The following is a 17,652-nucleotide window of genomic DNA, read 5'->3' as shown; positions in this document are numbered from 1 at the left end:
TAGCCCTCAGATAGCTGAGGTATATTGTTAGGCTTTAGCCCTCAGATAGCTGAGGTATATTGTTAGGCTTTAGCCCTCAGATAGCTGAGGTATGTTGTTAGGCTTTAGCCCTCAGATAGCTGAGGTATGTTGTTGGGCTTTAGCCCTCAGATAGCTGAGGTATATTGTTGGGCTTTAGCCCTCAGATAGCTGAGGTATATTGTTGGGCTTTAGCCCTCAGATAGCTGAGGTATGTTGTTGGGCTTTAGCCCTCAGATAGTGATTATATAGTAAGTGAAATCGCCTCAAAAACTTTATTTACAGTTATACCTCATCTTTCGCTCGAAATGCTATAAATCACTTAACTTAACCTCAAATAGGCCTAGAATTAAGAAACCCGGTATTTCAAAGAAACCGGGTTTGCGATGTTCTATTTTTAATCGACTAAAATCAACAAAGCCATCTCTAAACTATTTTCCAATTACGCTGCATCGTGGACAGGAGAAGGTTCAGATTTTTTTTTGGTGAAGTGTGCGGGGAGTATAGATTGTCTGACACATCTCGATATCGATCGCAAATATCCCACTTCTGCTTGAATAGAATCCAGCGTAGAAAGACTGTCAACTAACTGCTCAAATTCATCAGCAGTAATTCCGGCACCCTTCAAGACTTCTTCGTTGAGCCGCCCGTACATTCCTTGCAGCAGGAGTTCGATAATCTCCGTGTAGTCACCAATTTCTGTTCCGTAACCTTGCAATTTCTTGGGATTGACTCCCCACTGCAAAATCTTTAACAACTCTTGGGGGGAACTCCATGCAAAAGAGGAAGCAATAACTTCTTTTTCTGCTGCGACTAGAGCGTGCTTGATTTCCACTTCCGGTAAATCTGGAGTGTTGATTAAGTTTTCCAAGTTTGACACTTGTCCATCTAACACGCGCAAAGAAAAAGGAGCTAATTCTACAGTTACCATGTCGCCAGCATCATCAATGATTCTAAAAGGATCTTCCAGAACATTAATTAGCAGATGGATGTCTGTAGGCTTGCTCCAGTCAAACTGTCCGAGGAAAAATGGTTCTTCGTATCCCGGTAAAAGTCCTTGAAAATAAATCGGCAGATTTTTGCCTGATTCAAGAATTTTATAAAGAGCAACTTCCAAGGTTTCTGTCGGCCACCCGAGATTGCTGACTGCGACAATTTTCAGTTTTCCGGGAACGGAGACTACCAGAGCGTTCAGCAATAAATGTACGGCTTCGACAAGATTTTGAGCGGTGACGTAGCGGTGGGGAGCATGAACGTTGACAGTTTTACTTTGCTCTACTTTTTTGGACATTTGCTCGCAGAACAAGCTATTTTCCAACATATGAGTAAAGCGAACCATCCCGTAAGTGACGTTTCCTGCTTGAGCTGCTTTGGCAAATTGCCATTCGGCAAACTTTTTGGAGGCTGCGTAAACTTCGGTTGTAAAGTATCGAGATGTTTTGCCTGTGGAAGAGAAGATGCAGTCTGCTACGCCGTATTCTTCGCATAGCTGGATGACGTGTTTGCATCCTAACAGGCTGGTTGTAACTGTTTCTCGGATTTTGATTTCAGCTAGTCCGGGTTGGCGTTGGGCTGCTAGGTGAAAAACAATCTCTGGTTTTTCTACCTCAAATATATGTTTCAGTGCCTCCCAGTTGCGAATGTCAACCGCATAGAAAGTTACTTCACCTTCTTTGTTAAAATGCGGGAGAGTTTCTCCGGGGTTTTGACATCGGGCTTTGTCTGCGGAAATGATTTTGGTTGCGCCTAATTCGATGAGTTTTTCGATTAAGAAAGCGCCGACGCATCCTTCTCCCCCGGTTACGAGAATGGTTTTTCCTTTGATTTTGCTGTTGACTGCGGATGCCTGTAGGTGAATTGTACGATCGCGCACGTCGGTAAAAGGTTCGCTTTCTAGTTGTCCGTCGGCTTGATAGGCGGTGATTAGCTGTGCGGTGAGAGTTTTTAGGGCTGCTAGGATTTCAGGATCTTGGGGTTCCGGGGAACCTGGGGGAACTAACCGTTGGATGCGATCGATTATTTCGGCTTTGCTAGCACCTTCAAACACTTCTGAGGGGTTAATTACACTTTTCACTGTTGGCTCCTTGAGATTCTAGAAATACGGTTGCTGATAAGCGAGTTGTTAAACTGATTTTCGAGGGACAGAATCTTTTAAAGTCTGCTTGATTTTAAGATTTTTTAGACTGAAAGCGACTTGATGGGAAAGACACCCTATGGTAGAGATACCCTATCGGCTCTCATACTTATTGCTTGTCTTCAGCCTACTTGTAGTTTTATTAAGCATTTCTTTACCTATTTATTTTGGCGATCGACCAAGTTGGAACACGATCTATCAAACATTTGTCTCTACAACTATAAACTTAAGTTGCTGGCTGTTGGCAATACTCAAAACATATCTTTACTATTTCTTTGCAATCACATACGAGTTTTGACGCAATTTTAAAGTTCATATAAAGTAGCGCAAGCGTTAAAACTCTTAACATTATATTTGACAGCGATTCCACAGCCTTTTACTACTCAAGCTATCTGTATGGCAGGTTACCAAATATAGCTAATGTTTCAGTAAATTAGGACTTACGCATTGACAAAATAACCAAATAGTGCATTGATAAAGAGGGAACATCTACGTGCCAGGTATCGGACAATCAGAAAAATAACTAAAACCTCGACAGCGCGATGCAATAAGGAGCTATACACCTTATTTTTACTCTCAGAACCCAAGTTTGGGGGGTGCAGTAGGCACTTCAGAGATATTGGGAGACGTTTCCCATGATAGTATTAATGGCTTTTTGGTGAGAGAGAGATATGAACCGTCAGATTTATTTTCGATAATAGAAAAGTTTATCAACTTAGAAGGAGGTATATTAAGTGTTGACGATACAGTCATATAAAAGCTGTATAGTGAACCAAAACATACAGAATTAATTAGCTATTTTTGGTCAGGTAAATACCATAAGCCGATCAGAGGATTAAACTTAATCACGCTATATTATAGTGACATCTATGGTAATTCAGTGCCAATCAATTACAGAATTTACGATAAAAGAGAGGGAAAAACCAAAAACGATTATTTTAGATAAATGGTGAGGGAAATCACAGAATCGGGAGTACAACCAAGAATAGTAACGGGAGATAGTTGGTATTCAGGAGTAGAAAACTTAAAGTTTCTAAGAAACCAGAAACTGTTTTTTTATTCGGGATTTAAAAAAACAGAACCGTCTCTAATGAGCCGCACAAGTATTGCCAGGTAAGTAATTTAGAGATAGCAGATGAAGGATTAATAACTCATTTGAAAGAATTTGGATTTATAAAATTGTTTAGGAAAGACTTTAAAAAAGAAGACTCTAGACATTATATTTTATATCTGCCACAACTGTCCAAGCTGCAAGAAACAAGTCGAAGTGAATTTATCACAATTCACGATATACATTGGGGCATTGAAACTTTTCATAGAGGACTAAAACAAGTATGTGGAATTTGTCGGTTCATGGTGAGAGACACCTCTGCGATCAAAACTCACATATTTTGCTCACTTCACGCATTTATCAAATTGGAGTTGATGCGCTCTAAAAAGATAATTAGCAATTGGTATGAAGTCCAAAGGAATCTGTTCACTTTAGTTGTCCGTGATCCTATTTTGGCGAACCTTAGCAGTGATGGCATTATCTAGAATACATAGGGATTGCTGAATAAGCCTAAAACCCTTAGCTCAAAAGACTTTGACTCGCGATCGGCGCTGAAAATGTGTAATACCATTTTTTTAAAGTTATGCTAGAGTTACCTTCCAAGTAAAGGAGAACATTAAAATGTCTGGGCGTCCTCATATAAAGATTACCGAATCTATAGAAGTATTGCTAGAGATTCGGAAAAAACAAAAAAGAATTTTAGCATATAATAAAGTTCAAATGCTTTATTTGTTTCAGTCAAGACAAGTAGAAACAGTCCGAGAAGTATCGTCATTTTTGGGTAAAAGTGAAACCACAATTCATCGCTGGCTCTTTCAATATAAAGAGGGTGGCATAGAAAACTTGTTAAAAAATCGGCAGATTTTTGGTAGACCCAAAAAAAAATCGGTTGAAGTAGCTGCTGCATTACAACAAGAATTGAGAGACCCCGAAGGATTTTCCAGTTAGTTATAAAGAAGTTCATCTCTGGCTATGGTCGATCAAAGAGATACCTAGTAGTTATCAAGCTGTATACTCCTTGGTTAAAGGGTAGTTAAAAAGTAAATTAAAAATCCCAAGGCCCCGGAGTAGTGAACAAAATTTAACGGCAATTAATGAATTCAAAAATAGCCTGTCTCAAAAAATCAAAGCCTTGCTGAATAAAGCTCCTGACCAAGTAAAGAAATACAAAAGATTTCTGTTTTGGTGTAGTGACGAAACTCGATTAGGACTACATACAATTCAGAGACGAAGAATAACACTACGGGGTGTAAAACCCGTAGGAAAACATCAATGGAAATTTAAATGTTTCTGGCTTTACGGAGCAGTATATCCATCTACTGGACGAAGTTTTTTTTGGGGAGTTTTCCCATTTAGATAAAGTTTGTTTTCAAGCATATTTGGAACAATTGTCGCTTGAATATCCCGATGAATTGCATATCATTCAAGTCGATAATGCTCCGGGTCATCTTTTAAGCACATCTGAATTGCCAGACAATATTATTTTACTATTTCAGCCTCCTCATTGTCTGTCAAGTAAATCCAACAGAAAGAGTGTGGGAATACATCAAAGAATTTTAAGCGAAAGTTAGTTTTTAGTAATCTTGACCAACTCCGCGTAAAAGTTCAGGAAATCTTAGCATCTTTAACGAATCATGTCATTGGTTTCTCACAGGATGGTCTTGGATTTTACATTATTTATCTCTAGCACATCTTTAAAAAAATGGTATTACGCGACAAAAAAGCAGGATATCGAAGCACTTGAATCATATCTGAAAGCTTATCGGGAAGGTTTTATTAAACATATTGAAACTTATTACAGCGACCCTGTAGAGCCGGATCCGCAGGTTAGTGAAGCTGTTTTAAGGGAGGGATATGTCATTATTTGATGTCCACTAAAACAGGCGCTCTGGGTTCGTAGTGAGGACTTCAGTCCTCTGATTTATGCGGACTGAAGTCCTCACTACGAACCTATGCTGATTAATTTAAATAAGGTAGGTTTACTACTTCTCCGGCAATTTCTCCTAGCTGCACTTTCAGTCCTTCGCCTCCGGCTTTGGTGCGGATGTAAGCAAGTCCAAAATAGCCGGATTCGGTTTTGACAAAACTGGTGAGTTTGCCGACTTTTTCTTCTCCAATTGTGATGACTGTTCCGGGCTCAACGGGGCCGCTCAATTGCACGCCCCAAAGTTCTTGTTTGACTCCTTGGTAGGTGTTCAACCGGGCAATTGTTTCTTGGCCGATGTAGCAGCCTTTGTCATAAGTAATTGTGTGTAAAAGGCGCGCTTCTAGGGGGTTGTAATCGTCTGTGAGTTCAAAATCGGGTGCGGGGCGTCCTTGTTCGATTCTCAGTTGTTCCCAAATTCGATCGCCCATTGGTACGGCCCCAGCTTTAACTAACTCAGTCCACAAGCGGGCTGCGTCGCTGGCTGGCGCAATTAACGTGTATCCAGGAGTTGCTAAACCGCTACCAACCGCAACTCTGACTTCTATACCTGCAAAGTCGATCGATTTGTGAGTAGCGTAGGATTGATTGTCTAGTTCGGTAACTCCGAGTTTTTCTAGTAGTTGAGTGCTTTCGGGGCCGAGGAGACTGAAAGCAACGGTTGTATCGGTTATATCTGTTAATTCTACGCGATCCATTGGGAAAATATAACGATCGAGCAATTCGAGCAATTGGTGGCGGCGGTTGGCTGAAACTAGCAATATTACAGCATCTTCTGTAGCATAGGCGGTGGCGAGGTCGATCGTCCTAGCTGTGGATGTGACGAACACGGTGTCGCAACCTTGACCGGGTTTGAGTATGTTAAAGTTATTGGTACTTTGATTGTGCAAGAACCGCAGGCGATCGCTATCGGAGATTTGAATGCGTCCCCAGTGAGTGCGATCGCACAAAGCCACACCTTGTTTAGTTGCTGCGATGGCGGCACCGTCGTTACCAAAACTGATAGGGACTGTTTCTGTGGTTGCTAACTCTGCAAAAGTAGCGCCTGCTGCGGCTTGAATGTCGTGCAATTCTTGAATTAGCATAGGATTTGAGATTTAAGCTTTCAGCGTGTATTGAATTATTAATGCTTGGTTTTGAGTTTGCGATCGCACTCACAGGCCGAGAAACCGGGTTTTTTTCATAATCTTCTGGCTGTAACGCGTTTGTCCTGAAAAAACCCGGTTTCTAACTACCCATGACAACTGTCAACTGTCAACTGTCAACTGACTCAAATTAGCAAAAACTTCTTGTATTAATTGACTCGCTTTGGCATCAAGACGATTCCAGTCTACATCGCCAGTGTCCTCGTCAATTAAAAAAGTGTCAATTACAACTTCCTGGCTTTGCATTTGAGTGTGGGCCCGCTGGTAGTTGACAAAGCAGACTCGATAGCAAAGTTCCCAAATATCGACGGATCTGTGCTCGCCTTGATGCTCTAAAATTAGTTGATAGCCGGGAATCGGAACCTGCACTTCTTGATAAGTTCCTGTCCAGACTGACTCCTCTAGTTGTTTGCGGATGTTGTCTAGCACTCGGATCATCGCCGGCTGCATGAGAAGTTCAGCTTGTTTCCAGGCGATCGGGCTAGTTATTTTAGGCTTCATATATCTGACGATGTTAAAAAGGAAAATCAATCAATAGATTAATTTTCCAGCATTGGGTGTCAACTTGTGGGACATCCGCCACAAAATGTTAAGTTTGGTCGATCGCACATCTGGCACCATTCCCAATAAGTTTTTTTAACAACAGGCTGTCCGGCCTATTCCACAAGACATTAAATTTCTTCTTGTGGAACAGGCATCTTGCCTGTTGCCAAGCAAAGGCACAGAGCGAAGGTGTTAAAACTTCCAGCCCTTGGAAACAGTGGAAACAGCTTTTCAATTGGATATGGGCGATGTAGGATTTGAACCTACGGCATCCTGCGTGTAAAGCAGGCGCTCTACCACTGAGCTAATCGCCCAATTGCGCTTACAGGGACTTATCATATCACAGTATCCCAGAAAGATCAACTAAAAAAATCATAAACTTTTAATGCCCTCTGGCCGCACGCACGATCGAATCACCCTATGGTGTTTGCCCCTGGTGGCAGGCGTCACCTTTGGCCATACTCAAAACAGCAACCTGACTTTGCTGGTTTCCGGCAGCTTCTTAGTCGGCGGACTGATGTTTGGCCCGGATTTAGATATTTACTCATGTCAGTATCAGCGCTGGGGATGGTTCAAATTTATTTGGCTTCCCTACCAAAAAAGCCTGCGCCACCGCTCTTTTTTGTCCCACGGGCCTCTGATCGGCACGGCTTTGCGAATCTTGTACCTCGCTACCTGGATCGCCGTTATAGGAGTCTTGGGATTGACGATCGCCGAAAAAATTGGCAACTTAGCCGGAAATTGGCAGGAAGCGGTTTTGGGTTACGGTCGATCGCTCTTGGAACACTATATCGAATTTATAGCCATCTACGTCGGTCTGGAATTGGGCGCGATGAGCCACTATCTTAGCGATTGGGGCGGTTCTGCTTACAAACAGTTCAAAAAGAAAGGATTGAGCGGGTTGCACCCTCCTAAGACTATTAAGAGGCGCAAAAGCAAATCTCCCCGCCGCACGTCTAGCAAATCTAAGAGGTGAACAAGTAAATCCACCTAATAAAATGTAAAATATCGCTCGCGATCGAGCTGGCTGTCTATGTATTCCTTCTTCCTTCTTCCTTCTTCCTTCTTCCTTCTACCTTCTTCCTTCTTCCTTCTTCCTTCTACCTTCTTCCTTCTACCTTCTTCCTTCTTCCTTCTACTTAAGGTAAATTCTAATGTCTAATTCCCACAGTCGATCGCTCGTAGCACTCGAAAACCTGATAGAAGTTGTGGCCTCATTGCGATCGCCCGACGGCGGATGTCCTTGGGATTTAGCCCAAACTCCCGAAACTCTGATTCCGCACATCATCGAAGAAGCCTATGAAACCGCCGACGCGATTCGTAAAGGAGACAAAAGTGCGATCGTTGAAGAATTGGGCGACTTATTATTACAGGTAATTTTGCAAGCTCAAATTGCCAGCGAATCCGAACAATTTACCTTCGCCGAAGTCGCTGCGGGAATCACGGAAAAACTGATTCGGCGTCATCCCCACGTCTTCGGAGATGTAGAAATTAACAGTGTCGATGAAGTTAACGAAAATTGGGAAAAAATCAAAGCAGCAGAAAAGGGCATAACTGCGGAAAAGCCACCAACTTTAGCCTCAAAAATGAGCCGTTATGCTAGCACTTTGCCACCAATTACTGCCGCTGCAAAAATCTCTCAAAAAGCTGCGGAGGTGAGTTTTGATTGGGACAGTGTAGACGGCGTTTGGGATAAGTTTCACGAGGAAATGGCGGAATTTGAACACGCTCTCAAACACGAGGATAAGGCCGCGCAGCAGTCGGAATTGGGAGATATTATGTTTGTGTTGATTCAATTGGCTCGCTGGTACGATTTAGATGCGTCGGCTGCTTTGCAGGGAACGAACGATCGCTTCGTACAGCGGTTTGCTAAAGTTGAGGCTGCGTGCGATCGACCTTTATCCGATTATCCGCCCGAAGAGTTAGACGCTTTGTGGGAACAAGCTAAGGCTTTACTGGCGAAGCAAAAGGGCCCGCAGTAAGCTAGTCATCAATATTATGCCCAAGAACAGGCAAGATGCCTATTCCACAATTACTCAATATTGCTCTTGTGGGGTGGGCACGCGAGCCCGCCCAAAAAAGCTGATTCACCTACTCGTAGAGCTTCGCATCGTTGTAAGGCGGGTGTTCGCAAGCGATATAGAGAGCGTTTGTCGGTTCCAGGGGTTGATTTGTCACAGGATCGATCGGCTTTAGGACAAAGCATAACAGGGAGAGCGATCGCCAGTCTAGATTATCCAACTTCCCGCGTTCATAACGGTTGACTGTGGCTGCACTGATACCCACATCTTTGGGTACGGGTTGATTTGTCGCGATGAACAGCGCCTCTTCGTACCCCCTGGTTTTGAACTGTGTTTCGCTAACAGACCAACCTTTTGTCTGTCTTGCAGCCTTTAACATCTTACCCAAACGCATCCGCCCCGTCTCCGTGAAGCGAACGGGACGCAATTCCTGCTCTTTGTCTGCCACAGCCTTGTTAGAGAGTCCTGACATTTGACGGCTAAACCTCAACGTTTGGTACAACCATCAGTCATCCCCATTGCAAATAATCTAGTCATAGAGTTTGGCATTGTTGTACGGCGGATGTTCGCAAGCTATATAAAGGGCGTTTGTGGGTTCCAATGCTTCTCCTATTACCGGGTCGATCGGCTTTAGGACAAAGCATAACAGGGAGAGCGATCGCCAATCCAAACTTTCTAGCTTTCCCCGTTCGTAGCGACTGACAGTAGCATTACTAATGCCGACATCTTTTGGTACAGGCTCTCCTGCTGTCCGAAACAGAGCGGCCTCGTATTCTTTTGTGACCATTTCTGTTTCGATAATTGACCAGCCGCGAATCTCTCTAGCTGCTTTCAGAAGTTTGCCCAATCTATTGCGTCCCGTATCCGTGAATCGCACAGGGCGCAGTTTTTCCTGCTCGACGACAGCCTTAAAGTCAAGAAATCCCGGCATTTTGAAAGATCCAATTTAACTCTTAAGCTAGCTGTACTTTGGCCTCGATCGAGGCTGCACACAGGATTTCAGCATGACACATTTAGAAACATTACTGCAAGTTGTCTGCATTCGTGTAGAATGATATAATACATGAATACACCAACTCACCCAAGTTCAGGAGTGACTCAGCCATGACACCACTGTTTCGCCGCATCCAACCCTCGAAAAAGCTCCGTATCACCGCCCGATCGATCGCCAAATTCCTGAAAATAAGTCAAAATCTGATTAAGCGAGTCGAATCCTGGGCTTACGTAGTGTTCGTGCATCATCAAGGCGGCGGACAATTTATCTCGTACCGCAAGTTGGAAGAATGGCAAAATGCGATCGCCCATCAAATCCAAACCTGCCCCACACTTGGACAACTCTCGCAGCTCAAAACATCGATTCAGTACGACAGCCGGAAATTCAAAAAACAATATCTCCAAAAAACCCTTGACTTTTTAATTGAAATGTGCATTGAAAGACAAGACATTCTCGAAATCTGGGAAAGCGCAAACTGCATTGCTTCCTAACAGAAACTTAGCATATTTCCTAACTAGAGTAACTGCGCCCAACTATGAGGAAGCTGTTAATTGCTCAAACCATTGCCTTCGATTCTGTCAACTGTCAACTGTCAACAGAAGCGAAACATTTGCGAGCAATGGCGAGATAAAATTACCCCAAAAATCACCCGCGAATGTTCCGCCACATCCATGAAAAAAATCGCCTCTTCAACTAAGACATTGCTTGAGCGATATAATCAAAATAAGGAGCAGCTTCCCTAGCATCATCCTGATTGAGCAAAGCCAAAGAAGCTTCCTTCAAACAGCGAATAGCTTCAACCATGCCAGGAACAGGAACGCCCAGAGAATTGTACATTTCCCGAACGCCAATCAAACCGATGCTTTCGATCGGTTCCTTGTCACCGGCCAAGATACCGTAGGTAATCAGGCGCAAATACCAGCCGTAATCGCGCAGACACAAAGCCCGTTCGCGCTGGCCGTAAGCATTGCCCCCTGGGGAGATAAAATCAGGGCGTTTTTTCCAAAGTTTTTTGCTAGCTTCTTCAACAATTTTTTTCTCACTGTCAGACAACGCAGTAGCAATACGCACCCGCTGTTCTCCCGTCTTAAAAAAATCATTGATGCTTTGGAGTTCGCCGGTACTGGGATAACGAAGTTCGTCATCGGCTTGGAGAATAAATTGGCTAACTACGCTCATTGTTATTCAAAATTTGAGGATATTTGAGGAAAAGATTCATTGACATTCTCATCTGTTAAAGATGAGATTCTTGCTTCGGCGACTTACCTTGCTGCTAACATTAATCGATCTTAGAAGCAGGCGGTCAACCTCCGCAAGCGTTATGCTTAGTGAGTGACGCTCCTACACGAACCGCAAGCGGTATGTTGTAGGCATCTGAGTCCGGTCAAGGATATCAAGATCTTCCTTCAAGGTACTCCAATCGTTTCCCTCTACGGCGTTTTATAGTGAGGAACACGTCCCGCCCCACTTGTCACATCAAAACTTTTGACTTAGACCCAGATTGTTATTCTTTGATCTAAGCTATGAGTATTTTACCGCAATTATTACTGCGGAGTGCTTGCTCGTCTCGTCGCCACCCTCCATTACTGGTTGGCTACGCTCAACATCTCTTGGAGGGTCGCTCATATCCTCGCGCGTCTTTCATCCCAACCCAAATCAAAGATTATGGGCTGGGGATTCTCGCCTGTCTAGCTAAGCTAGTTTCCTTGTGTCCCAAGGTACTCTGGGAAAAATTCAAAAACTGCGATCGAGAGTTTGGATGTCGGCAGACATTTAGACTGTTTCACGAGTTTTGGCCCATCAAGCCCCAATAGCATATCGCACAGGCTCGATCGAGGACAATGTTGTCTAACGCAAGCTTTGGCTGTAGCAGAAAGGGGTTCGGAAGCAGGAAGACTGCCTGCACTTGAGCTTGAGTGCGATGGCTTGCGCCTCGCTTCGCTACGACTCATCTCAAACAAGAGAGAGCGATATTGCATTACCATATTAAATCCTACCACGACTACTTGTGACCAAATCTAAATTCCCCACCCGAAACTCGACGAAAGTGGCAAACCCTTGCCAGCAAGGTCAACTGATTGAGATAGAGATTACCGACTTGGCAGACACCGGAGACGGAGTTGGTCGTTTTGGTGAGTTAGTGGTGTTTGTGCCCGATACCGTAACGGGCGATCGCATCCTCGTGCGCCTCGTGCAAGTCAAATCCAGCTATGCTAAAGGCAAGTTGGACACACTTCTGGAAGCATCAGAACACCGCATCCGAGCCAACTGCATTGTCGCCGACAAATGCGGTGGCTGTCAGTGGCAGCACGTAGATTATGAATATCAGCTTGCAGCCAAGCAAAATCAAATAATTCAAGCCTTAGAAAGAATTGGCGGATTTAACGATGTGCAAGTCGATCAAATCTTAACGGGAAAAATCGAAGGATTTCCCCAATTTTTGGGATACCGCAACAAAGCGACTTATCCGGTAGCAATTTCTGTAACTGGTCAAGTGCAAGCAGGTTACTATCAAAAAAGCACCCACAAATTAGTCAATCTAAATCAGTGTCCGGTGCAAGATCCGCGCCTCAATCCTTTGTTGAAAGAAGTCAAAGAAGACATTCACTGGCGGGATTGGCCAGTCTATGACGAAAAGCAACATACAGGAGAATTGCGTCATTTGTCCTTGCGAATCGGACGGCGCACGGGAGAAATGTTGCTAACTTTAATAGTTCGCACCGGAGAGTTGCCGGGAATTGAAGCACAAGCTGCTGAGTGGCTGAAACAATATCCTCAACTTGTAGGTGTTTGTTTAAATGTGAATGCAGCTCAAACAAATGTGATATTTGGTGCAGAAACTCGCTGCATTGCTGGCCAGTCTTATCTGCGAGAAAAGTTTGCGGGTTTGAATTTTCAGCTAAGGGCAGATACTTTCTTCCAGGTAAACACAGAGGCTGCTGAGGCCTTGTTGCAGGTGATTGTCGGGGAGTTGAATTTGCACGGAAGCGAGGTTTTGGTTGACGCTTACTGCGGAATTGGGACTTTTACTTTACCGCTGGCAAAACAAGTCAAAATAGCGATCGGTTTAGAAGTGCAACCTACTGCGATCGAGCAAGCCAGATTAAATGCTGAATTAAATGATTTGAAAAATGTCGATTTTCAAGTGGGAACTGTAGAGGATTTGCTGCCTTCCTTGGGATTGACACCGGATATTGTGTTGCTCGATCCGCCGAGGAAAGGGTGCGATCGCGCGGTGTTGGAAACAATCAAGGAAATCAAACCGAGTCGCATTGTTTATGTTAGCTGCAAGCCTGCGACTTTGGCTCGCGACTTAAAGATTTTGTGCGAAAATGGGGATTATCAGTTAGCGCGGGTGCAGCCTGCGGATTTCTTTCCTCAGACTTCTCATGTTGAGTGTGTGGCGTTTTTGGTGAAGCTACCCCCTGTATGATTTGGGGATTGAAATCGCTGCTTGTCAAACGAAGTCCGCGAAGGCGGACTAAGAGATTGTAGCAAATTCGGGTTTTTTACACTAGACCTCTTGCAAAAGTCCTTTTAATCAAATTTTGGGACGGGCTAGAAGCCCATCCCACAAGAAAAAAAGATTTTTGTGGGATGGGCTTCTAGCCCGTCCTAACTATTTTTGCAAGAAGTCTAATATCCGCAGTCCTGGACGCACATACTTTATATGTAGGGTGTGCAGTGCGTACCTTAGTCTGGCGATCGCTTTTTGCGGATAAAAGGGCGATCGGCTTCTTTAATTCTTTTCATTTTGGTTGAGTGTTATAATATTTATGCTAAGCTCCTGTAGAGATAGATACAAAAAGCAATGACATCAGCTTTAATTTATCCTCATATCGAGAAAGTAGCGGGTCAACCGGCACGGTTGCAGCGGATACCGCGCGTGCGGGTTGCTCAGATTGTGATGGATTATCTAGCTTACGGTTGGTCAGTGGAGGAAATGTGCCGCCAGCATCCTTATTTGATGCAGTCCGAAGCCCATGCAGCAATGGCTTATTACTTCGACTTTCAAGCAGAAATCGATCGGGAAATTCGGATGGAATGGGAGCAGGTACAACAGGAAAAATCTCTGCTTTCGCCTTCACCATTTTTCGTGAGAATGCGAGCTAAGGAATAGAAATTAAATAATTTACACATATTTGTGGGATGGGCGTCCCGCCCGTCTTTTCTGGACGGGCGGGACGCCCATCCCACAATAATTAAAATTGTAAGTTATTTAATTCGCGCTCCTAAGGGGTTGTTGTAATACCAATTTCATAAAGTAGCACTAGGGTGCATCTCACTTTTGAAGAGGGCGAAGCATGACCGCATATAAATTATCAGTTATCATCCCATATTTTCTGCGGTCATGCTTCGCCCCTACGGATGTATTCGCCTTGCCTGAGATGCACCCGTAGCACTAGATATTACCCCCCACCCCCCCGCGATTTCGGGGGGGCTAAGACTTCATCCATAGCACATCTTTATAAAAATGGTATAAGTGGCAATTTTTCTGTATATAATATAGACGTTGATTAATATTAATAAGGTAAAATAGAATGGGTGCATCTCAGTTTTGTATTTGTAGTGCTGTCCCCGCTCGCACTGTAGAAAAACATCCTTTTTGTGAAAATGAGATGCTCCCAATAGGATTAATTATCTCGCAGTCCAGTTGCTTGTAAAAGTTCCTTTGCCCAAACCAACTTTTGTTCTGACAGGGACGGTATCGGATCTCGATTATAATCGATTCGATAATCATAACCCGCGCGATCGTAAACACCTGCGAACAATTCTGGTAAGTTAACAATAGGTTCTACATCTTCCTCGCGCAAGGGAAGTAGAAATACAGGTAGAGAATCGCCCAGATTAAAGGCATAAAGTTCGGCAAGGGGACGGCGATTGCTGCGACTGACTAAAACGCGATAATCGCTTTGAATAGAATTGTTAAGTACGGGCATAGGTTCCCCTTTTCGCAGCAAGTCGATTTCAACTAAATGGGTTAAGCTACCTAAAATACTTTGGCGTTTTTTGAGGTAAGTAATTCTGCCATCTCCACTGCGTTTGTTGACGGTCGAAATAATTTCAATTGCGGTGACAACTTGTCTAGTTGCCATTTCTCGTACTTCTAGGTAAGTCTGTTTAATTTTTTCAGGGGCTGGCACTTTGACGGTAGTGGGAACTGTGAGGGTGGCAGTTGCAACTGAACGGGTAGGAACATCGGGGGTATTGGGTTGACGTTTGATTGCTACATCGGGGATACCTACTAAAAGCGAGTCATCATTATTGTCATTGGTGTCGTCAATTTGATAGATACGTTTTTCAATGGCGATCTCATATTTGGGGCGAATTTGGGGGACTAAGGATTCCGCAATCAGAGAAATTAACCAATGGTGAGTTTCCTGCCAGAAATCAGGGTGTTCTAAGTAGGGGTCGATGCCGGGAAAGGGTGAGGGCATAGGACTGCTTTGCGATTTGTTGATTTTAAAATCATTTTAGCACTGGGTTAATTTTGCGACAAGGGCGATGTTTTTGGGAAGAAAAGGCCGATCGCGCTAAGCTACTTTAGGGGCAAATTTCGACTTTGACAGTCATGCTTACTCGATCGAGCTTTACAATCAGAAGGTCAACTGAAAACTGCCCAATTTTAGCTTGAGTTAGAGTATTAATTTGGTCGCTGGACTGAATGAAAGTTCGTAGTGCGGACTGAAGTCCGCACTACGAACCGAAATCTGTATCGCTTAAGTTATTTAATTGCAATTCCTAAATTGACAAAAGATTCAAAATCCAACTGGGAACTCTTGGCACTCCCAAAGCCCCTCACCTCCGACTGATGCGTACACAGCAAATTCAGATATATACTCTTAAGCGCAATGAACTAACAGATAGGTGACATGAGATACAAACTACTAGGTCACAGCGGACTTCGCGTTTCCGAAATCTGCCTCGGAACCATGACTTTTGGCGAAGAATGGGGTTGGGGCGGTTCCTACGACGAAAGCCGGAAGATGTTCGACGCCTTTGCAGAAGCGGGCGGCAATTTCATTGATACCGCGAATCTCTACACCAACGGTACCAGCGAAAAATATGTCGGTGACTTCATCGGGGGCGATCGCGAAAAATGGGTTGTTGCCACCAAATACAGTCTTAACATGAAAAATGGCGAAATCAACGGTTTCGGCAACCACCGCAAAAATATGGTGCAAGCAGTAGAGGCCAGTTTGAAGCGATTGCAAGTTGAATACATAGATTTGCTGTGGCTGCACGCTTGGGATTTTACGACACCCGTCGAAGAAGTAATGCGCGCCTTTGACGACTTGGTACGCGCCGGCAAAATTCTTTACATCGGCATTTCCGATACACCGGCTTGGATTGTTTCTCAAGCAAATACGATCGCCAACCTGCGCGGCTGGACACCATTTATCGGCTTGCAAATCGAGTATTCTTTAAAAGAGCGAACTCCCGAACGCGATTTGCTCCCCATGGCAAAAGCCTTCGATATTGGCGTCACAGCTTGGAGCCCCCTAGCAGGCGGTTTGCTAACCGGAAAATACAACATTTCAGAAACCGCAGGCGAAGCTAAACGACTTAATTCACCTGAATCTGGAAAAATTAGCGAACGAGACCTCAATATTGCGGCTGAAGTTAGTAAAATAGCAGCCGAAATTGGCAAACCTAGTTCTCAAGTAGCCTTGAATTGGTTGCGACAACAGTCAGTCGATGTGATTCCGATTGTTGGTTCCCGCAAACTCTCGCAACTTCAAGAAAATCTCGCTTGTCTGGAGTTTGAATTAACTCCCGAACAAATGCAGCAGCTAGACAAAGTAAGTGCAATTGAATTGGGTTTTCCCCACGATTTCTTAAAGAGTTCGATGGTGCAAGATTCTGCCTTTGGAGGGGGAATTGCCAAAATTGACAGCCGCCGACTTTCATTCAGTTGACAGTTGACAGTTGACAGTTGACAGCGACCTCTACCTGGAAGGAAGAGGATTGGAATCATGAATAGTCTGATTTTAATTTATCCCGATCGGGCTTGGGGCTTTAAACCAATTCTTTCTGGTAAAGTTGCTGCTATCTTCTAGTCGCGGTTTGCGTCCATATTTGGTGCGGGAATCGCAGATATCGGCAAACCCGCCCTTAGAGGGATGATTGAGATTTGTACTCTGGGCGTCAGTTTAACCTCACATCTTGCACCAATCTCGTCACCTTGGTTTCTTGTAGCAGACTCGCGTAAAATCCTACGTTTCTCGTGGCTGTTACCTGGTTTCTCCGGTATAGTTGAGAAGGGTACCAGATGTGGGTTCAACCCAAATACATAAACTGTCAATTGTTAATCTATCGGAAGTCATAAATCTCGGCAAAGCAATTGTATATGAAGATACAAATTTTGTAGGTGTGCGATCGCATAAGTTGAAAAAATGCGAAGTTTGTTAAAGCAAATAGCAACAAAAGCTCGATCGCAAATTTTCTCTCCCCTCCAAATAAAAACATAAAACTTGCTCAGTTTTAACACCTGTTTAAAAACACAATGCAACGGTAGCCAAGCTTCAAACCCTTAATTCATAAGTCATTCCCAATTATTCAATCTCAAAGCTCAAATCTCAAATCTCAAATCCTAGCGCCCTGTACCTGCCAGTTAAGAGTCATTTTACAAGAGCGATCGGCATTTTAACCGCTTTTCAAAAGGGTGCAAGCTAGGCGCTGAGAACGAAGTCATCCTTCAGATAGAAGTAATGGCAGAAAAACTGAGTTAGATTTAGCAACAATAGCAAGTCTAACAATATTAACTTATCTCCAGTTTCAATACTGAAAAAAGCAGATAAGCGTGTTTTTCCGCAGCTAA

14 protein-coding genes, 1 tRNA gene and 2 pseudogenes are annotated in these 17,652 nt (G+C 43.9%); 8 read left to right on the top strand and 9 right to left on the bottom strand.

Going from position 1 to position 17,652, the window contains the following annotated elements:
• Positions 1-460: 460 nt before the first annotated feature.
• Entirely contained in the window at positions 461-2,092 is a 1,632-nt protein-coding gene (locus tag JGK14_RS27900; RefSeq protein ID WP_325315734.1) for a polysaccharide biosynthesis protein, read from the bottom strand.
• A gap of 570 nt (positions 2,093-2,662) precedes the next feature.
• On the opposite strand from JGK14_RS27900, the pseudogene JGK14_RS27895 reads away from it, so the two are divergent.
• A pseudogene (locus JGK14_RS27895) lies at positions 2,663-3,688 on the top strand (IS701 family transposase).
• A 136-nt stretch (positions 3,689-3,824) separates the two neighbouring features.
• Positions 3,825-4,901: pseudogene (locus JGK14_RS27890) on the top strand (IS630 family transposase).
• 261 nt (positions 4,902-5,162) lie between these two features.
• Here JGK14_RS27890 and ygfZ read toward each other — a convergent pair.
• From ygfZ to JGK14_RS27875, 3 genes are all read right to left on the bottom strand, one after another.
• The gene (gene ygfZ, locus JGK14_RS27885) at positions 5,163-6,212 is read right to left on the bottom strand and encodes a CAF17-like 4Fe-4S cluster assembly/insertion protein YgfZ (protein WP_293219795.1); all 1,050 of its coding nucleotides are present in this window, start codon (positions 6,210-6,212) and stop codon (positions 5,163-5,165) included.
• Positions 6,213-6,374: 162 nt separating this feature from the next.
• On the bottom strand, positions 6,375-6,773 hold the full coding sequence (locus tag JGK14_RS27880; RefSeq protein ID WP_293182232.1) for a hypothetical protein: 399 nt from the start codon (positions 6,771-6,773) through the stop codon (positions 6,375-6,377).
• Positions 6,774-7,057: 284 nt separating this feature from the next.
• Positions 7,058-7,129, bottom strand: a tRNA-Val gene (locus tag JGK14_RS27875).
• 71 nt (positions 7,130-7,200) lie between these two features.
• On the opposite strand from JGK14_RS27875, the gene JGK14_RS27870 reads away from it, so the two are divergent.
• Positions 7,201-7,791 carry a metal-binding protein gene (locus JGK14_RS27870; RefSeq protein WP_293143470.1) on the top strand — a complete coding sequence of 197 codons (591 nt, stop codon included), beginning with the start codon at positions 7,201-7,203 and terminating at the stop codon, positions 7,789-7,791.
• Between the two features lie 178 nt (positions 7,792-7,969).
• On the top strand, positions 7,970-8,797 hold the full coding sequence (gene mazG / locus JGK14_RS27865; RefSeq protein ID WP_293197634.1) for a nucleoside triphosphate pyrophosphohydrolase: 828 nt from the start codon (positions 7,970-7,972) through the stop codon (positions 8,795-8,797).
• Positions 8,798-8,906: 109 nt separating this feature from the next.
• On the opposite strand, the gene JGK14_RS27860 is transcribed toward mazG, so the two are convergent.
• Both JGK14_RS27860 and JGK14_RS27855 read right to left on the bottom strand, forming a co-directional pair.
• Entirely contained in the window at positions 8,907-9,308 is a 402-nt protein-coding gene (locus JGK14_RS27860) for a helix-turn-helix transcriptional regulator (RefSeq protein ID WP_293208878.1), read from the bottom strand.
• 57 nt (positions 9,309-9,365) lie between these two features.
• On the bottom strand, positions 9,366-9,767 hold the full coding sequence (locus JGK14_RS27855; protein WP_293143464.1) for a helix-turn-helix transcriptional regulator: 402 nt from the start codon (positions 9,765-9,767) through the stop codon (positions 9,366-9,368).
• A 173-nt stretch (positions 9,768-9,940) separates the two neighbouring features.
• On the opposite strand from JGK14_RS27855, the gene JGK14_RS27850 reads away from it, so the two are divergent.
• Complete coding sequence (locus JGK14_RS27850; protein WP_293208876.1) at positions 9,941-10,321, top strand: hypothetical protein; 381 nt, start codon at positions 9,941-9,943, stop codon at positions 10,319-10,321.
• Positions 10,322-10,523: 202 nt separating this feature from the next.
• On the opposite strand, the gene JGK14_RS27845 is transcribed toward JGK14_RS27850, so the two are convergent.
• Both JGK14_RS27845 and JGK14_RS27840 read right to left on the bottom strand, forming a co-directional pair.
• Complete coding sequence (locus tag JGK14_RS27845) at positions 10,524-11,009, bottom strand: allophycocyanin subunit alpha-B (protein ID WP_293143458.1); 486 nt, start codon at positions 11,007-11,009, stop codon at positions 10,524-10,526.
• A gap of 518 nt (positions 11,010-11,527) precedes the next feature.
• Entirely contained in the window at positions 11,528-11,782 is a 255-nt protein-coding gene (locus JGK14_RS27840) for a hypothetical protein (RefSeq protein ID WP_293271584.1), read from the bottom strand.
• 56 nt (positions 11,783-11,838) lie between these two features.
• Here JGK14_RS27840 and rlmD point away from each other — a divergent pair, with 56 nt between their 5' ends.
• Both rlmD and JGK14_RS27830 read left to right on the top strand, forming a co-directional pair.
• A complete protein-coding gene (rlmD, locus tag JGK14_RS27835; protein WP_325315733.1) occupies positions 11,839-13,263 on the top strand; it encodes a 23S rRNA (uracil(1939)-C(5))-methyltransferase RlmD in 1,425 nt (474 codons plus the stop codon).
• 378 nt (positions 13,264-13,641) lie between these two features.
• Positions 13,642-13,950 (top strand): DUF433 domain-containing protein, encoded by a 309-nt coding sequence (locus tag JGK14_RS27830; protein WP_293182244.1) that lies wholly within the window; start codon positions 13,642-13,644, stop codon positions 13,948-13,950.
• Between the two features lie 514 nt (positions 13,951-14,464).
• On the opposite strand, the gene JGK14_RS27825 is transcribed toward JGK14_RS27830, so the two are convergent.
• The gene (locus tag JGK14_RS27825; RefSeq protein ID WP_325315732.1) at positions 14,465-15,268 is read right to left on the bottom strand and encodes a DUF4058 family protein; all 804 of its coding nucleotides are present in this window, start codon (positions 15,266-15,268) and stop codon (positions 14,465-14,467) included.
• Between the two features lie 435 nt (positions 15,269-15,703).
• Here JGK14_RS27825 and JGK14_RS27820 point away from each other — a divergent pair, with 435 nt between their 5' ends.
• Entirely contained in the window at positions 15,704-16,750 is a 1,047-nt protein-coding gene (locus JGK14_RS27820; protein ID WP_293219783.1) for an aldo/keto reductase, read from the top strand.
• Positions 16,751-17,652: the final 902 nt, after the last annotated feature.

Origin of the sequence: Microcoleus sp. PH2017_28_MFU_U_A (assembly GCF_020738035.1) — a bacterium.
Lineage (GTDB): Bacteria > Cyanobacteriota > Cyanobacteriia > Cyanobacteriales > Microcoleaceae > Microcoleus.
Note: the sequence above shows the minus strand (reverse complement) of the source record. Positions and strands in the feature narration are given on the sequence as shown.